Source organism: Clostridium nitrophenolicum (assembly GCF_055391695.1).
The window spans coordinates 3868646-3883970 of the sequence record NZ_AP042469.1; the positions used below are offsets into that span (position 1 = coordinate 3868646).

General features: G+C 31.3%; 13 protein-coding genes. 2 read left to right on the forward strand and 11 right to left on the reverse strand.

All coding sequences use genetic code 11. The annotated features are described in order from the left end of the window. Positions 1 to 9: 9 nt before the first annotated feature. The 7 genes from ACZ5N4_RS18310 to ade all read right to left on the reverse strand — a co-directional run bounded on the left by ACZ5N4_RS18310 (position 10) and on the right by ade (position 8892). Positions 10 to 552 (reverse strand): hypothetical protein, encoded by a 543-nt coding sequence (locus ACZ5N4_RS18310; protein WP_464203947.1) that lies wholly within the window; start codon positions 550 to 552, stop codon positions 10 to 12. Between the two features lie 12 nt (positions 553 to 564). Continuing rightward, on the reverse strand, positions 565 to 819 hold the full coding sequence (locus tag ACZ5N4_RS18315; protein WP_464203948.1) for a hypothetical protein: 255 nt from the start codon (positions 817 to 819) through the stop codon (positions 565 to 567). Beyond that, the gene (locus ACZ5N4_RS18320; protein ID WP_464203949.1) at positions 819 to 2219 is read right to left on the reverse strand and encodes a sodium:solute symporter family protein; all 1401 of its coding nucleotides are present in this window, start codon (positions 2217 to 2219) and stop codon (positions 819 to 821) included. The genes ACZ5N4_RS18315 and ACZ5N4_RS18320 overlap by 1 nt, the downstream gene beginning before the upstream one ends. Positions 2220 to 2533: 314 nt before the next feature. Beyond that, entirely contained in the window at positions 2534 to 4177 is a 1644-nt protein-coding gene (locus tag ACZ5N4_RS18325; protein ID WP_464203950.1) for a sigma-54 interaction domain-containing protein, read from the reverse strand. A 248-nt stretch (positions 4178 to 4425) separates the two neighbouring features. Continuing rightward, positions 4426 to 5544: a 4-hydroxybutyrate dehydrogenase gene (locus ACZ5N4_RS18330; RefSeq protein WP_464203951.1), complete on the reverse strand. Its 1119-nt coding sequence runs from the start codon at positions 5542 to 5544 to the stop codon at positions 4426 to 4428. A gap of 67 nt (positions 5545 to 5611) precedes the next feature. Continuing rightward, positions 5612 to 7075 carry a methyl-accepting chemotaxis protein gene (locus tag ACZ5N4_RS18335; protein ID WP_464203952.1) on the reverse strand — a complete coding sequence of 488 codons (1464 nt, stop codon included), beginning with the start codon at positions 7073 to 7075 and terminating at the stop codon, positions 5612 to 5614. Positions 7076 to 7176: 101 nt separating this feature from the next. Further along, positions 7177 to 8892, reverse strand: a complete 1716-nt coding sequence (gene ade, locus ACZ5N4_RS18340) for an adenine deaminase (protein WP_464203953.1) — start codon at positions 8890 to 8892, stop codon at positions 7177 to 7179. Between the two features lie 292 nt (positions 8893 to 9184). Here ade and ACZ5N4_RS18345 point away from each other — a divergent pair, with 292 nt between their 5' ends. Continuing rightward, positions 9185 to 10564: a cell wall-binding repeat-containing protein gene (locus ACZ5N4_RS18345; RefSeq protein WP_464211006.1), complete on the forward strand. Its 1380-nt coding sequence runs from the start codon at positions 9185 to 9187 to the stop codon at positions 10562 to 10564. 167 nt (positions 10565 to 10731) lie between these two features. Then, complete coding sequence (locus ACZ5N4_RS18350) at positions 10732 to 11910, forward strand: diguanylate cyclase domain-containing protein (RefSeq protein WP_464203954.1); 1179 nt, start codon at positions 10732 to 10734, stop codon at positions 11908 to 11910. 114 nt (positions 11911 to 12024) lie between these two features. Here the strand turns inward: ACZ5N4_RS18350 and deoD are convergent, their stop codons facing one another. The 4 genes from deoD to deoC are packed head-to-tail and all read right to left on the reverse strand — an operon-like array spanning position 12025 to position 15206. Further along, positions 12025 to 12732, reverse strand: a complete 708-nt coding sequence (deoD, locus tag ACZ5N4_RS18355) for a purine-nucleoside phosphorylase (RefSeq protein WP_464203955.1) — start codon at positions 12730 to 12732, stop codon at positions 12025 to 12027. 43 nt (positions 12733 to 12775) lie between these two features. Beyond that, the gene (locus ACZ5N4_RS18360; protein WP_464203956.1) at positions 12776 to 13174 is read right to left on the reverse strand and encodes a cytidine deaminase; all 399 of its coding nucleotides are present in this window, start codon (positions 13172 to 13174) and stop codon (positions 12776 to 12778) included. 57 nt (positions 13175 to 13231) lie between these two features. Further along, the gene (locus ACZ5N4_RS18365) at positions 13232 to 14536 is read right to left on the reverse strand and encodes a pyrimidine-nucleoside phosphorylase (RefSeq protein ID WP_464203957.1); all 1305 of its coding nucleotides are present in this window, start codon (positions 14534 to 14536) and stop codon (positions 13232 to 13234) included. Positions 14537 to 14555: 19 nt separating this feature from the next. Next, positions 14556 to 15206: a deoxyribose-phosphate aldolase gene (gene deoC, locus ACZ5N4_RS18370; protein ID WP_464203958.1), complete on the reverse strand. Its 651-nt coding sequence runs from the start codon at positions 15204 to 15206 to the stop codon at positions 14556 to 14558. Between the last annotated feature and the right edge of the window lie 119 nt (positions 15207 to 15325).

Below are 15325 nucleotides of genomic sequence, written 5' to 3' on the forward strand. Positions count from 1 at the left end.
TTATCTAAATTAAATACTCCTATGTGATCCACATCCATCTGCTGCAATAGGCATATAACGTACTTTATTCCCTTCAACCATATCGCCATAAAATGCAACCCAATAAGGTCTGAATACACTTTCTATTTTTAATACCTTAAGTTCCGGAATACCGCCAACGTGTCTATGAATAACTTTTATCGCTATCTTCCTTCCTCGCCTTGTAAGATATTCATCATCTTTATCTGATAACTGAACAGTGTTTTCATCAACATCTTTTAATGTAACTATATCAGGCATACTTTCTACCCAGGAAACAGAACCTGTTGATCCATTTGCTAGCATAGTAATTGTTTGCCTTCTAGTCTCTGATTTGCGGAATACAAACCTTTCAATCAGATTAGGTCTATGGATTGCCTCAAAAGTAATCAGCTTAAACTCAACAAAATGCTGCTTAAGTTCGGATAGATCCTTGCCCGCAAATACTGTCCTCCATAAAACCCCACCCTTTGCTTTAGCTTTATTCTTTGCTTCATCCTTGTCAATTTTAATAGGAAATGATCTGATATTCATTATCTTTTCTCCCTATATATTTTTATCTTCATTAACATTAGTTTTACTATCTTTTGGTTTAGAGAATTTGAAGATTATTAATAAGTAATTTATAAATATTAAAGTTACTGCAATCATTATTCCATAAGGGATAAGCTTTCCTACGATAAAGTCATTTCTGGTACTAATTGCATAATAAATAATACCAACCACTATAAAATAAAGAATAACTAAAAATCCATCTATACCAAACCAAGATATTTCAAGATTGTTCTTCTTATTTGACATTACATCTCCCCCTTTATGTCTTCATTAACAGTTTTACCTACTTGATTCCCTATAAGCCATGCAATAAAGGATAGAGGAAGAGCTATTACAAGCGGCTCTATTTCAAAAACTTTAATTGGAAAAGCCTTGAAATATGTAAAAGCTACCGCCCCAACAATTAATCCTAGGTATCCACCCATCGCAGTTTTTTTCCCTTTCCAAATAAGTGCTCCTACAATAGGAACAAACCCTGCAGCCATCCATACACTGCTTATAAATATAAAGGCATCTTGAGCTGTTGGAAATCTGAAAGCTATTGAAAGTCCAACTAATGCCTGTATTATAATGCCTATTCTTGTAAGTAAAACCAATTGCTTTTGCGTAACATTTCCTTTGATTCTGCCATAAATATCATTTGCAAAAGTTGCTCCACCGGAAAGGTAATATCCATCAAGAGCAGAAATAATGGAACCTGCAAGTCCAATAATAAACAACGCCCTAACACCAGCAGGTAATGTTCCTAAAACTAGTTTTATATACCCTTCACCTGGTGCAATATCAGGGTATTTAGCTTTTACAATAAGTCCAGTTAAAGTTAATACTATATCAAAGCAAATCCAAAGAACAAAGCATGATAACATTGCTCTTCTCCCTGATTTCGGTGAATCGGCAGCAGAAAATCTCTGATAGAATGTAGGATCCGCATAAACACCAAAAGCAAGTATACAAAGCATAAATGCTTTCATTGGTGTCAATCCGCCTAATGGATCCAATAACTCTGGAGTTTTTTCTAATGCATGCTGAAGACCAGCCCATCCTCCAATATTTGTCCATTGACCAGGTAATACCATGGTAAGTCCGAAACACATACAAAAGAACATAAGCATATCTGTTACTGCAACACCCATAAGTCCACCTAATACCGCAATTACTATAACGAATACAATACAAATAACTCCAGCTGTGACATTGCTAACTCCCCATGCAGCTTTTCCAATAAATCCCACCGCAGTGATTTGTCCTATCTGAGTACAATATACAAGCATTAAAATAGCACCAATTACAGCTACTCCTTTGCCATATACACCTTCTAACAAATCTGGTACTGTAATATCCGTTCTTATATGAATTTTAGGTCCCACCCATAATGCAAGTGGCATACGACCTGCATGAGCTGTCACACACCATATAACCCAAATAGATAGTCCATACATAGCAGCATATTCAACAGTCCCAACGGTCCCCACTCCACCATACCATGTTGCTACTAACGCACCTACAGTAAGAGACCAAGGTAAGCTTCTGTTACCAAGATAAAAGCTTTCCATATCTTTAACTGCCTTTGAAAAATATACTCCGACTAAGATAATAAAAATTGAACAGATAACGACAATAACGTTATCAAAGGTTGATAACAACATTAATTAACACCTGCTTTCAAAAATATTTTTATTAAGCAAAATAACAACTTGATTCTGATACACTAATTTCCTCCAAATATATACTTATCTCATATTTTTTTCGAAGATCTTCACTTTAATTATTTAGCAATAACTATGCCAATAATAGGCACTTCTGTCTAATTTTTTCGCTATTGAAAACCTTTAGCGCAGTGGTTGATTTACATAGATATTTTGCTTCATCATTACATAAGTTAATTAAAAACATTTTATTATTTCTAATTACAAATTATAAAAGCAAAGTCATTTTGCATTTCCGCAAAATGACTTTGCTTTTATAATTCGTATTTCTTTATTCTGTACTGTAGGCTCTGCCTTTTTATCCCTAACTGATTTGCTGCCTTTGTGATATTATTTTTGTGGCGTTTTAGTGTATTTTTAATTACTTCTTTCTCATATTGTCCCATTATTTCTTCTAAAGTTCTAAGGTGCAAAGTGTCTTTGCTATTTGTCTTCTTTTGTTTCTGTATATATTTGGGTAAGTCCCGTACATTTATGATATCGTCAATCATGGTATTAAAGGCATATTCAATACTATGTAGAAGTTCTCTTACATTACCTGGCCAGTCATATTCTTTAAATTTAAGAATGACCTCAGGAGATGCTCCTTTTACTTGTTTTGAATAATGTCTAGATAACTTTTCAATAAAATATTGAACCAGTATATCAATATCATTTTTTCTATTTCTTAAAGGAGGTATGTTAACTGTTACTGTACTGATTCTATAATATAAATCTTTTCTCATTTTATTATTCTCTATTAAAGAGAGTGGCTCTTCATTAGTGGAGGATATAATTCTAACGTCACATTCTATATCGTTTAATCCTCCTACTCTTCTAAGTTTTTTCTCCTGTAAAACACGTAAAAGTTTTGACTGCATATGAAGATTCATTGAATTAATCTCATCTAAGAATAAGGTTCCACCCTCTGCTTGTTCAAATAAACCTATCCTATCAGAGCTTCCTGTAAAGGAACCTTTTTCAGTCCCAAATAATATGCCCTCAATTAAATTTTCAGGAATAGCAGCACAATTTATAGCAACAAACTCTTTATTTTTTCTTTTGCTTTCTGAATGTATGCTTTGAGCAAACAACTCTTTACCAGTACCTGTTTCTCCGTAAATCAGCACTGAACAATCTCTATCGGCAATATTGCGGGATAATTGAATAGCCTCTATAAAATTCTCATCTTCACCAATTAAATCATCAAAACTATAGTATTTTAATGCATAGAAGTTTTTTCTTTTTCTATTAAGTTTATCCTTTTCTCCTTGGGATAAGAATTTATCAAATGAATCCATTTTGGAATGATACTGCTCAAAGACTGATGTATCTTGTACTATAACAGCAGCGCCAATAAGATTATTCTCAATAAATAATGGATATCCCGAATTCATTGTAGTAATTAACTCACTATTTTTATTCTTAAAGTTATCACATCTATTAATTACAGACATTTTACTTTTAATTGTGTTTAAAGCTGTGCTATACTCTTCTTTTAAGTCATATATATCAAGTAAATGTTTACCAATAATATTTTCCCTATTCATTTTTTCGATTTTTTCATTGAACTTATTACAAAATAAAAGGTGTCCAGTTCTATCATAGACCTGAATCCCCTCTGAAACACAGTCTAACGCTGCCTCATATATCTTACTTTTATCTGTTGCCTCAGTTATATAGAGAATATAACCTGTACCCATTACATTCTCAGTCTTAGTATATCGAAGCACCATCCCTCTCCAGTTTACATATCCTTTATTTTTATCTAAATCTATATCAAAAAAACTTCCAATCTCTTTTCCTATACATTCATTTAAAACAAATACTTTGTCATTATTACTGCTTGTACCCAAGTATTCAATATGTTTTACAATCTTGTTATGATCTAAAAAACATATAATATCATAAGAAACCATGTTTAAGCCTCCTTATGCTTTTATTGTATTACTTTAAACTTAAATAATACTTTTTATCTTTCTTTTTTATAAGCATATCTCTGACAGTACATTTAATAATTTTCTTAGCAGCAAGACCTGGAGATAACTAAAATTTGTTAACAGTACAGAAGAGGTACTTCTTATAAATATCGTTAATAAGCCAAGTATTTAGGTTGAATTTATATATGTATATAATTCTTCTCTAATACAACAAGATTATGTAAAAATTACCAATATAGATTTTTATATATATTTAATATGTCTTCTCTTGAAAGCGGAACATAACTATTTACCAATAGTCTTTGCTGACTAGCTATTACACTGTCAGTAAAGGTTTCAATTTCTTCCACCTTCATTCCATATTCTTTTAATGGCTTTCTAGATAATAATTTATCTAAAACAACTGTTAACTCCTCGTATACTACATCAGCATTACATCCAAGAATATTAGCTAACACTTTATTAATATCCTTAATTTTTCCCTCATGATGTTTTCTATTATATGTTTTAAACACCTCTACAAACATTTGATAGTTTGCTTCTCCATGGGTAACGTGATAAATACCACCTAATGGATAAGAAAGTGCGTGTACTGGACCTGTTCCGGTATTACTGAAAGCGATTCCAGCATAGTTGCTAGCCACAAGAAAATCCTCAATTATTTCTGTTCTATATTCTTTTCCCTTCTCCAATATTTTTACATATCCATTTAAAATTAATTCTATTGCTTTTAAACTAAACAATTCGGTATATGTATTAGATTTTGGTGATACAAATGATTCTATGGCATGAATTAATGCATCTATAGAACTTGTTACGAAAAACTTATAGGGAAGTCCTTTTACTAACTCTGGAATAAGCACCGCATAATCCGGAAACAATTCATCTACTGCAAGTCCCATCTTTGTATTCTTTTCCTTTATTTCAGCTATTGATATATTCGAAACTTCAGAACCAGCTCCACAGGTTGTAGGTACTATAATCAATTCTTTATCCTTAACAAATGGTATTCTTTTTTCAAACAAATCAAGGGTATTCTTCGCATCCTTGATTACAAGTAACTTAGCTATATCTATAATTGTTCCTCCACCAATGGCAATGATTCTCTTATACTTCTTGCCTTCCATATCTTTTATAATTAAATTAATCATTTCATCTGATGGTTCACCTTGTCCGTATTTGCCTTTAAACATCACATCTGCTTTTAAATTTAAAGAACTCATGAAAGATTTATATGTAGATTCACTAGTTAATATAAAATCTCCTTCACCAATATTAAAGAATTCTACAAATTCCTTGCAGTCATTAAATTTACAAACTTGAGTTCTTACCTGAAATAATTTCATAATTTAACACTCTCCATGCAGTCTATTTTAAAATCTTACTTTGTCAGTTTCTATTTTCTCATATTCTTTATAGCTTCATTTCAAAAACTTTCTCATCAATGGATTTTACTTTTTCTGCAATAATATTTAAAGCAGAAATTACCTTATCAGACAATTCTTTAGCTTCTTTAAATATATCATAGATATCTTCACTTCTATTCTCTTCTATTGCATCTATTATTTTATGTGCTTTACTGTGTAAAAGTAAATGATCTTCATTTATTCCATTCCATTCATCTTTTATCTTTGGATGCTCAACATTTATAGAATTGTAGAAATGTCCAAACTTACATTTCATGCCATTATGCTGAATGGGTATTGTTTCATTACTTTCAACCATTTGCTGGAGCTTATTCATCCACATTTTGTGAGCTTTTATAGCATCCTCTAGTATATTCAAAAATTCTTCATTTGAAATTGGGTTAGTACCATTATTTAAAATTCCTACTAATTCTTTTATAACTTCAGAAATGCTATCATCTATTCTGCCAAGATTGTTAGCATAATAATGGGCTTTTTCAGAGTCATCCGACACTACTCTTGTCATATGGCTAATTTTTTCTGACTCCCCTGCAACAATATTCATAGCAGAAGATATTTCTTCAGAGGATGCTGTTATCTCCTCCATACTACCTGCTAGACTAGTAATTCCACTTACAGTGGTTTCGAGGCTATGGGCGCTTTCTTCAAAAGATATATTAACTTTTTCAATTTTTTTACTCATATCTATCATTGATGTTATAGTATTATTAACGCTATTCATACTTTCACTGGTTGCGTTTCTAATATCCTTAGTAAAAGCTTGCATATTATTAAGTTTAAGCTTTGTATCTTCAGCCAACTTACGAATTTCATCAGCAACTACAGAAAATCCACGTCCATGTTCTCCAGCACGAGCTGCTTCAATACTGGCATTTAATGCAAGAAGATTTGTCTGATCTGCAATCATACTTACGCCAGCAACAATCTCATCAACTTGCAAAGATAATTCTTCCAATGCCTTTATTTTGTCAGACATTATTTCCGCATCATTGACTACTGTTTCTTTTATCTCATTAATTTGTTGAAGCTGATTCTTGCTATCATCATTGGTTTTAATTAAGTAATTGGATTTCTCCACCAAATCGTTTAACACTTCTGTATTATGGATAATTGCCTCACTTACTTGGCTTACATTTGCAGTAGTCTGTTCAACTACTGCCATGTTTGATTCACTAGATTCAGACAATTGCTGAGCAACTTTTTTTAATTCTTTTGAAATAAAGGACATATTTATATCAAAATCGCTAAGTGATGCTGATTCATTAACTAAGTTTAAAAGAAGAGAATTATTTAATGATCCTGTTTCCAGAATTTTATTAAACAATTCAAATATATATTTATGAATATTCTTTTCTAAAACTGGTTTTTCTGGTTTTCCCCCTTTTAAATAATCTTGCACATAATCTGTAATATATACAACTTCATGACATTGTGATTTTTTACTAAACACGTAGTTTCCCCCTATTCATGCCTTGTTTATCCTTTTTATTTATCGTATAATTTTATAATTCCATTATGTTAAATTGTTTGTTTTATATAAAATATATTTAATTAATATTTTATAAATTCAAACTTCGTAACATCAAACAATCCTTGATCTGTTATCCTAATTTCCGGTATTACTGGAAGAGCCAAAAATGATAGCGTTATAAAGGGATCTATCTCATTATTAATTCCAAGTTTAAATGCTTCTTTAAGCATGCTATTGAGGGTGTTCTCAACATATTCGGCAGTACTATTGCTCATTATACCAGCAACAGGCAGTTCAAGAGTACCAACTACCTTTCCTCTGCTTACAACGGTGTATCCTCCATTTACTCTTTTTAATTCTTCTATAGCAATAAGCATATCTTCATCGTTATCACCTACAACAATGAGGTTATGTGAATCGTGAGCAACGGTACTTGCTATCGCTCCATTTTTAATATTAAAATTACTTACTATACCAAGCCCAATATTTTTTGTTGACTTATGCCTTTCAATAACGGCAACCTTCGAAAACTGTTCATCCTGTACAAAGGCACCATTTATAACTTTAACTTCTGCTGTTTCTTTCTTTGTAATAAGTTCCTTAGAGGTTAGACCTATAACCGTAGCTGTATTCTTTTCTAGGCTTATTCTCAAATCCTCTATACTTATGTTCGGAATTCTAACGGTATTAAAAACATTTCTATCCTCTATTTTTAAAGATATTTCTGTGCATAATTGATTATTGTCATATACAATATCTCCACGATACAGAACTTTATTGATATTAAACTCATCAAGACTATCTAGTATTATTAAGTCTGCAGAATATCCCGGTGCAATAGCTCCAAGTCTTTTTAGCCTGTAACATTGAGCAGTATTAATAGTAGCCATACATATTGCTTCAATTGGATCAACTCCACAAGCTATAGCTTTCTTTATGTTGTGACTTATATGTCCTTCTTTTTTTATGTCCTCAAGATGTTTATCATCAGTACAAAATATACATCTATTGAATCCAATATTTTTTCTTAACATGCCATTTATGATGTTCTCTAAATTCCTAGCAGCTGAACCTTCTCTTATTTGTAGATACATCCCCAGCCTCAAATGTTCTATTACCTCATCTATAGTTGTACATTCATGATCTGTCATAATTCCGGCAACACGATAAGCATTAAGCGCCTCTCCAGTTAAATTTGGTGAATGTCCATCTATAATTTTATCATCAAATAAATCAATCTTTTTTAACATTTCTTCCCTTCCGCTAACTACAGAGGGATAATCCATTACTTCTCCAAGGCCCAAAATTCTTTCATTTGATAAGAGCGGTTCAATTAATTCAGCACTTAAAACTGCTCCATTGTTTTCAAAAGGAGTACTTGGAACACATGAAGGCATCATGAAATAAACATTTAAGGGTAGTGATTTAGATTGGTTTAACATAAAGTGAATTCCATTAATTCCACACACATTTGCAATTTCATGTGGATCAGCTATTATTGTTGTAGTCCCATGTGGCAGAACAGCTTTAGCAAATTCTGCGGGGGTAACCATAGTTGATTCTATATGTACATGACTATCAATTAATCCTGGACATACATATTTACCTTTAGCATCAATTTCATTAATACCGTTATAATTACCTATCCCTACTATTTGATCCATGCAAATAGCAATGTCACCCTGAACTATTTCCTTTGTAAATACATTTATTATGTTTGCATTCTTTATTACTAAATCAGCCTTTTCTTTCTTCATGGCTACATTTACTCTTTTTTGTTTTAATTCTACACTCATTTGATGCATCTCCTTTTTAAGTTACTATAAACAGGATTTATTCTAACTATATTTACACTTTTTACAAGGTATTACATGTTTTTAAATACTATGATACCAAATTTACCTATAGTATAGCAATATATTAATTACTTATTAAATATTCAATAAATAAAACTGTAACAACCTCATATGATTTTAAAATATAATGACTTTGCTATATATTAACTAAAATTTTGTAATACATAAATGATGAAGAGAATACATTAAATATAGGTATATATACAAAAGTTTAGGAGGGGTTACATTGAAATTGAAAAGCCTATCAATTATACTTTCAACAATAGTTATTACTTTTACTGCATCAAGTTCAGTGTCTGCAAAAAATAATTACAATATAAACAGATTATATGGTGAAAATCGATATGAAACATCCGTTGATATCTCAAATAAATTTAGTCAAGATAAGATAAATAATATAATTATTGCAAGCGGAAATGATTTTCCCGATGCACTGGCTGGAAGTGTACTTTCTAAAAAGCTTAATGCACCAATTTTACTAGTAGATAAAACACCTAATGAAAATCTTAATTCAATAAACTATATAAAAAATCATTTAACAAGTAACGGTACAATTTATGTGCTTGGTGGAAAAGGGTCAGTAAATGAGAGCTATATAAATTATTTTAAAACAACAGGATATAATGTAAAAAGATTAGGTGGAGCTACTAGGTTTGAAACTAATAAAGCTATAGTTAACTTTTTGAACGTAAAAAAAGGTACTCCATTAGTTTTAGTTAATGGATATGGATTTGCTGATGCACTGAGTGTTTCAAGCATTGCAGCATCAAAAGGATATCCTATATTGATGAGTGATGCTAATAACTTACCTACTGAAATTGTAGACGTTATAAATAATATTCAGCCGTCCAAAGTATTTATAGTAGGCGGCGAATGCTCATTAGCCAGCAGCATTATAGATCAAATAAAAAATGTAGTTCCTTCATTAGGTATTAATATAGTAAGAATCGGAGGAATTAGTAGATACGAAACCTCCTTGAATATATGTAAGTATTTTAATTTTGATACGGACGCAGCACTAATTGCAAATGGTGAAAATTTTCCGGATGCCTTATCTGGTAGTGCACTTGCTGCTAAATTAAATGCACCAATTATACTTACAGATGGCAGCAATATAATAACTCAGAAAAGATATTTAGATAGTATGAACTATTCAAACTTAATATTATTAGGTGGAAAGAGTGCTGTAAGTGAGGCTGCAGAAAATATATTAAAAGGAAATGAAAAAGCACTATTTATTATAAAGAGTGCATATCAAGAGCATAACAAAAAGTATATAAATGGTTATTTTGTAAAATGGGTTACAGATCTAGATGAAGCAAGAGATTATGAAAAAAGGACAGGAAATATTGTAATTTGGAATGATCATGATGGATTGGGAGATTATATTCCAGATGACGGTTTTGATATGCCTATAAGCAACGCTGTTACTTTAGAAGTTGGTGACAGTGTAAAGATTAATGAAATAGATTTTGATACTTCTGGAAATATTCTTCATGTTGATAAAAATTTTAATGACATAATAAGTGGTTATTATAAAGATAAGCCAGTTTTTAATATAACTCTAAAAAATGGTACAGTGACAGAAATGTACCAAGAATACAGACCTTAGAATGAGGTACTATACTCTATATGCAGTATGGTACCTTAAATTTTTTAATTTATATAATTATGGAAATAATGGATTAATTGAACTATAATATACTATATGTAAAATTACGCTACAACATCGAAGTTTTATTTTGACTTTAATTATAGTAATTAATGGGAGAATATCAAATGAGTATATTTATTAATAAGAAGGCTATATCACGTGAACTTCTGATTGAAGTAAATAATTATGGAATTATAACAAAAATCACCTCTAATTGTTTTGACATATTAGGTTATACCAACAACGAAATGCTAAATACTAATATCTTCAAATATTTAAACTATACTTTTGACGACTTAGTTCTTAATGAAAATTTTAATGCGGAAATATCAAAAAAAGATGGAGTAAAACTATTTTTTGATATTTGTGCCACGCCATTGGTAACTAGTAATAAGATTGAAGGCATATGCTTTTCCTTTATTGATATTAGCAAATACAAAGATTTTGAAAATCGAGAGAAGATGACATTAAAAATGTTTGAACATACTAAAGATATTGTTTGCAGATTTGAAATTATACCTGAACTAAAATTTACATATTTAAGTAACTCCATAGAAGATATTCTTGGTTATACTGTGGAAGAACATATGAAAAATCCTATGCTGCCTTTTGAAATAGCACACCCTGATGACCGAAAAATACAACTTTCAAAAATCAAAGATAATACAGATTTTTCAAAATTGATTCGGGTAAGAATGAAGCATAGGGATGGTTATTATGTATGGTTAGAAGATTATATGATACCTTCTTATAACGAGAATGGACAACTTATTGCAGTTGAAACAATCTCCAGAAATATTCAAGAAAGAAAAGAATTAGAGCAAAGACTCAAAAAATTAGGCTACCATGACAATTTAACTGGATTATTTAATAAAAATTATTTTTTAAAAGAAATAGATTTATTAAATAATAGCATAAATATATCAGTTGGCATATTTGTATGCGACTTAGATAACCTAAAATATATTAATGATTGTTTAGGCCATTCAATGGGTGACAACCTTATTAAAAATACAGGAAAAGTTCTACAATCAGTGTTTAATAGTGCACATATAATTTCAAGAACTGGTGGAGATGAATTTGTTGTTATTGTAAAAAACAAATCTTACATTGAAGTCGAAAGACTTTACAATGAACTTCAAACAGCAATAAATCAGTTCAATGAAAATAATAGTCATATGCCGATAGAAATATCTATAGGAGTGGCTTATACACAAACATCACTAAACACAATAGAATCTACTTTAGATATTGCTGATAGTAATATGTATAGAAACAAAAAACAAAGAAAGCAGATTTTATGAGGAGCTCTATAAAGCAATTGATGAATATATTAGCTTTTATAATACAAATAAATTAAAAAAAACTTAAACGGCCTAAGCCCATTGGAATTTAGGGCTTTAGCCGTTTAAATCAATTTATAGTGAGTGTATAGTATCAAGAGCAACTTCCATCATACTTGTGAAAGTTTTTTGCCTTTCTTCTGCTGTAGTAAGCTCACCAGTTACAAGGTGATCACTTACAGTAAGTATAGTAAGTGCATCAACGCCATACTTAGCTGCCAATGTATAGAGTCCAGCAGCTTCCATTTCAACTGCTAAACATCCAAAATTAGCCCAATGCTTCCAAGCATCTGGATCATCATGATAGAAAGTATCTGAACTAAAAATATTACCTACCTTTGGCTCAATTCCTTTTTCAACTGCTATATCATAAGCTTTCTTTAGCAGTTTAAAGCTCGCTGTCGGAGCGAAATCTCTTCCATTAAATCTTATCTTATTTATATTAGAATCTGTTGAAGCTGCCATACCTATAACCATATCTCTGACCTTAACTGACTCTTGGAAAGAGCCACAAGTACCAACTCTTATAAGGTTTTTAACTCCGTAACTTTGAATTAATTCATTAACATATATTGATATTGATGGCACACCCATTCCTGTTCCTTGAACTGAAACCTTCTTTCCCTTATATGTTCCAGTAAACCCATACATTCCCCTAACCTCGTTATAGCATATAACATCTTGAAGAAAATTTTCTGCTATAAATTTAGCTCTTAATGGGTCTCCAGGTAACAATATACTTTCAGCTATTTGACCTTCTTTTGCATTTATATGAACGCTCACTTTAATACCCCCTTAAAATATGTTTAAATAAATATATAAATAATTATTTATTTAAATCTTCTTTAGTAAAAGCTCCTGGCAATACTTCGGATAAATCTTTTACGATATAGTCATTCTCGTTTTTTGCAAGTATTACTTTAATATCCATATTTCCGAATTCAGCAATTACTTGACGACATATCCCACAAGGATAGGTATATGTGTTTAAATCTCCTACTACTGCCACTGCTTTTATTTCTTTTTCACCTTCCGATATGCCTTTAAATATAGCAGTTCTTTCTGCACAATTTGTTGCTCCAAAGGATGCATTTTCTATATTACATCCTCCATAGATATTACCACTATCGAATAAAACTGCCGCACCTACTTTAAAGTTAGAATAAGGAATATAAGCTCTTTCTCTATATTCTAATGCTATCTTTATAAGCTCTTTATAGTCCATTATACATGTCTCCTTATTAAATTTACTTATCTAATAATGTTCTAGATAAGTTTCACTCTATCTAACAACATCATAAACTAGTGGAATATTTTCATCATATTTAGATGTAATTTTGTAGTTAGCCAATATATCTTTAGCTGATTTTTCTATCTTTGATTCATCATTAGCATGAATGTAGGCTATTATATCTCCTTTTTCAACCTTATCTCCTCTTTTTTTGTTAAGTACAATACCTACAGCTAAATCCACTACGTCTTCCTTAGTAGCTCTTCCTGCACCAAGTTCCATAGCAATTAATCCTATGTTTTCAGAATTAATCTTTGACACATATCCTTCTACATCGCTCTTAACTTCATAAACATACTTAGCTTTTGGAAGTAACTCAGGATTATCTATTTGTTCTACATTTCCACCTTGTGCTCCAATAAATTCTTTTAGCTTTGTTAATGCTGAACCATCTTTTATTGTTCCTAAAAGCATTTCTCTAGCTTCTTCAACAGTGTCAGCCTTTTTAGCTAAAACTACCATATTGCTTCCTAAAGCTAAACATAACTCTAATAAATCCTTTGGTCCATTTCCACTTAAAGTATCTAATGCTTCTCTTACTTCAAGAGCATTTCCCACTGCCAATCCTAAAGGTTGATCCATATCTGAAATTACTGCAACTGTGTTTCTTCCCACATTTTTTCCTATGCTAACCATTGCTTCTGCAAGTTTTTTAGCATCTTCGAAGGATTTCATAAAGGCTCCATCTCCAACTTTAACGTCTAGAACTATACAATCTGCTCCTGCAGCTATTTTCTTGCTCATTATACTTGCAGATATTAATGATATGTTATCAACTGTTCCTGTAACATCTCTAAGAGCATATAATTTCTTATCTGCTGGTGCTAAATCAGCAGTTTGACCCATTATAGCTATTTTCTTAGTATTGACATTGTTTATAAATTGTTCTTCTGTTATTTCAACTGAGAAGCCTTTAAAAGATTCAAGCTTATCTATTGTTCCTCCGGTGTGACCTAATCCTCTACCTGACATCTTGGCTACAGGTATTCCTAATGCTGCTACCATTGGTGTAAGCACTAAAGTAGTTGTATCTCCAACTCCGCCTGTGCTGTGCTTATCAACCTTTATGCCTTCAATTTTTGATAAATCCAAAATATCTCCAGAATTAACCATTGCCATAGTTAAATCTGCGGTTTCTCTCATATTCATCTTTTGAAAATATATTGCCATCAAAAGAGCTGAAACCTGATAATCTGGTATATTACCTTTAGTATAGTTATCTATAAAATAGTTAATTTCTTCTTTAGTTAACTCATTGCCGTTTCTCTTTTTAATTATTAAATCATACATTCTCATGGTTAAATACCTCCTCGTACTAATAACCTCCGCCTACAAGAGATACACCAATACTAGCACCAATTCTGTTAGCGCCTGCTTCTATCATCTCCATAGCAGTTTCATAGTTTCTTATTCCACCTGAAGCCTTAACTCCCATTTCTTCTCCAACAGTTTTTCTCATAAGAGCTACATCTTCTTTTTTAGCTCCACCTGTTGAGAATCCTGTTGATGTCTTTACAAAGTCTGCTTTTGCTGCTTTTGAAATTTCACATGCTTTTACTTTTTCTTCATCTGTTAAAAGACAAGTTTCTATTATAACTTTAACTAAAGCCTTTCCCTTTGCTTCTTTAACTACAGCTTCAATATCTTCTTGAACTGCTTGATAGTTTTTTTCTTTAAGTGCTCCTACATTTATTACCATATCTACTTCTTGAGCGCCATTTTCTATAGCTTGTTTTGTTTCAAATGCTTTAACTTCTTTAGTATTTGCTCCTAGTGGAAAACCTATAACAACACATGTTTTAACATCTGTTCCTTCTAACTCTTTACTTACTAGTGAAGCAAAACAAGGATTTACACATACTGAAGCAAAACCATACTCTCTTGCCTCTGCACAAAGCTTCTTAACCATATCACTTGTAGCATCTGCCTTTAATATTGTATGGTCTATGTATTTTTCAAGTTTCATATTTACATCATCCTCTCATATATTTTTATAATTATAGTATTCTAAATTAAAGAATTTATTTATTCAATTACACAATTAATATCAAGTTATTTAAAATCCGCAACATTGTGTAACCGCTT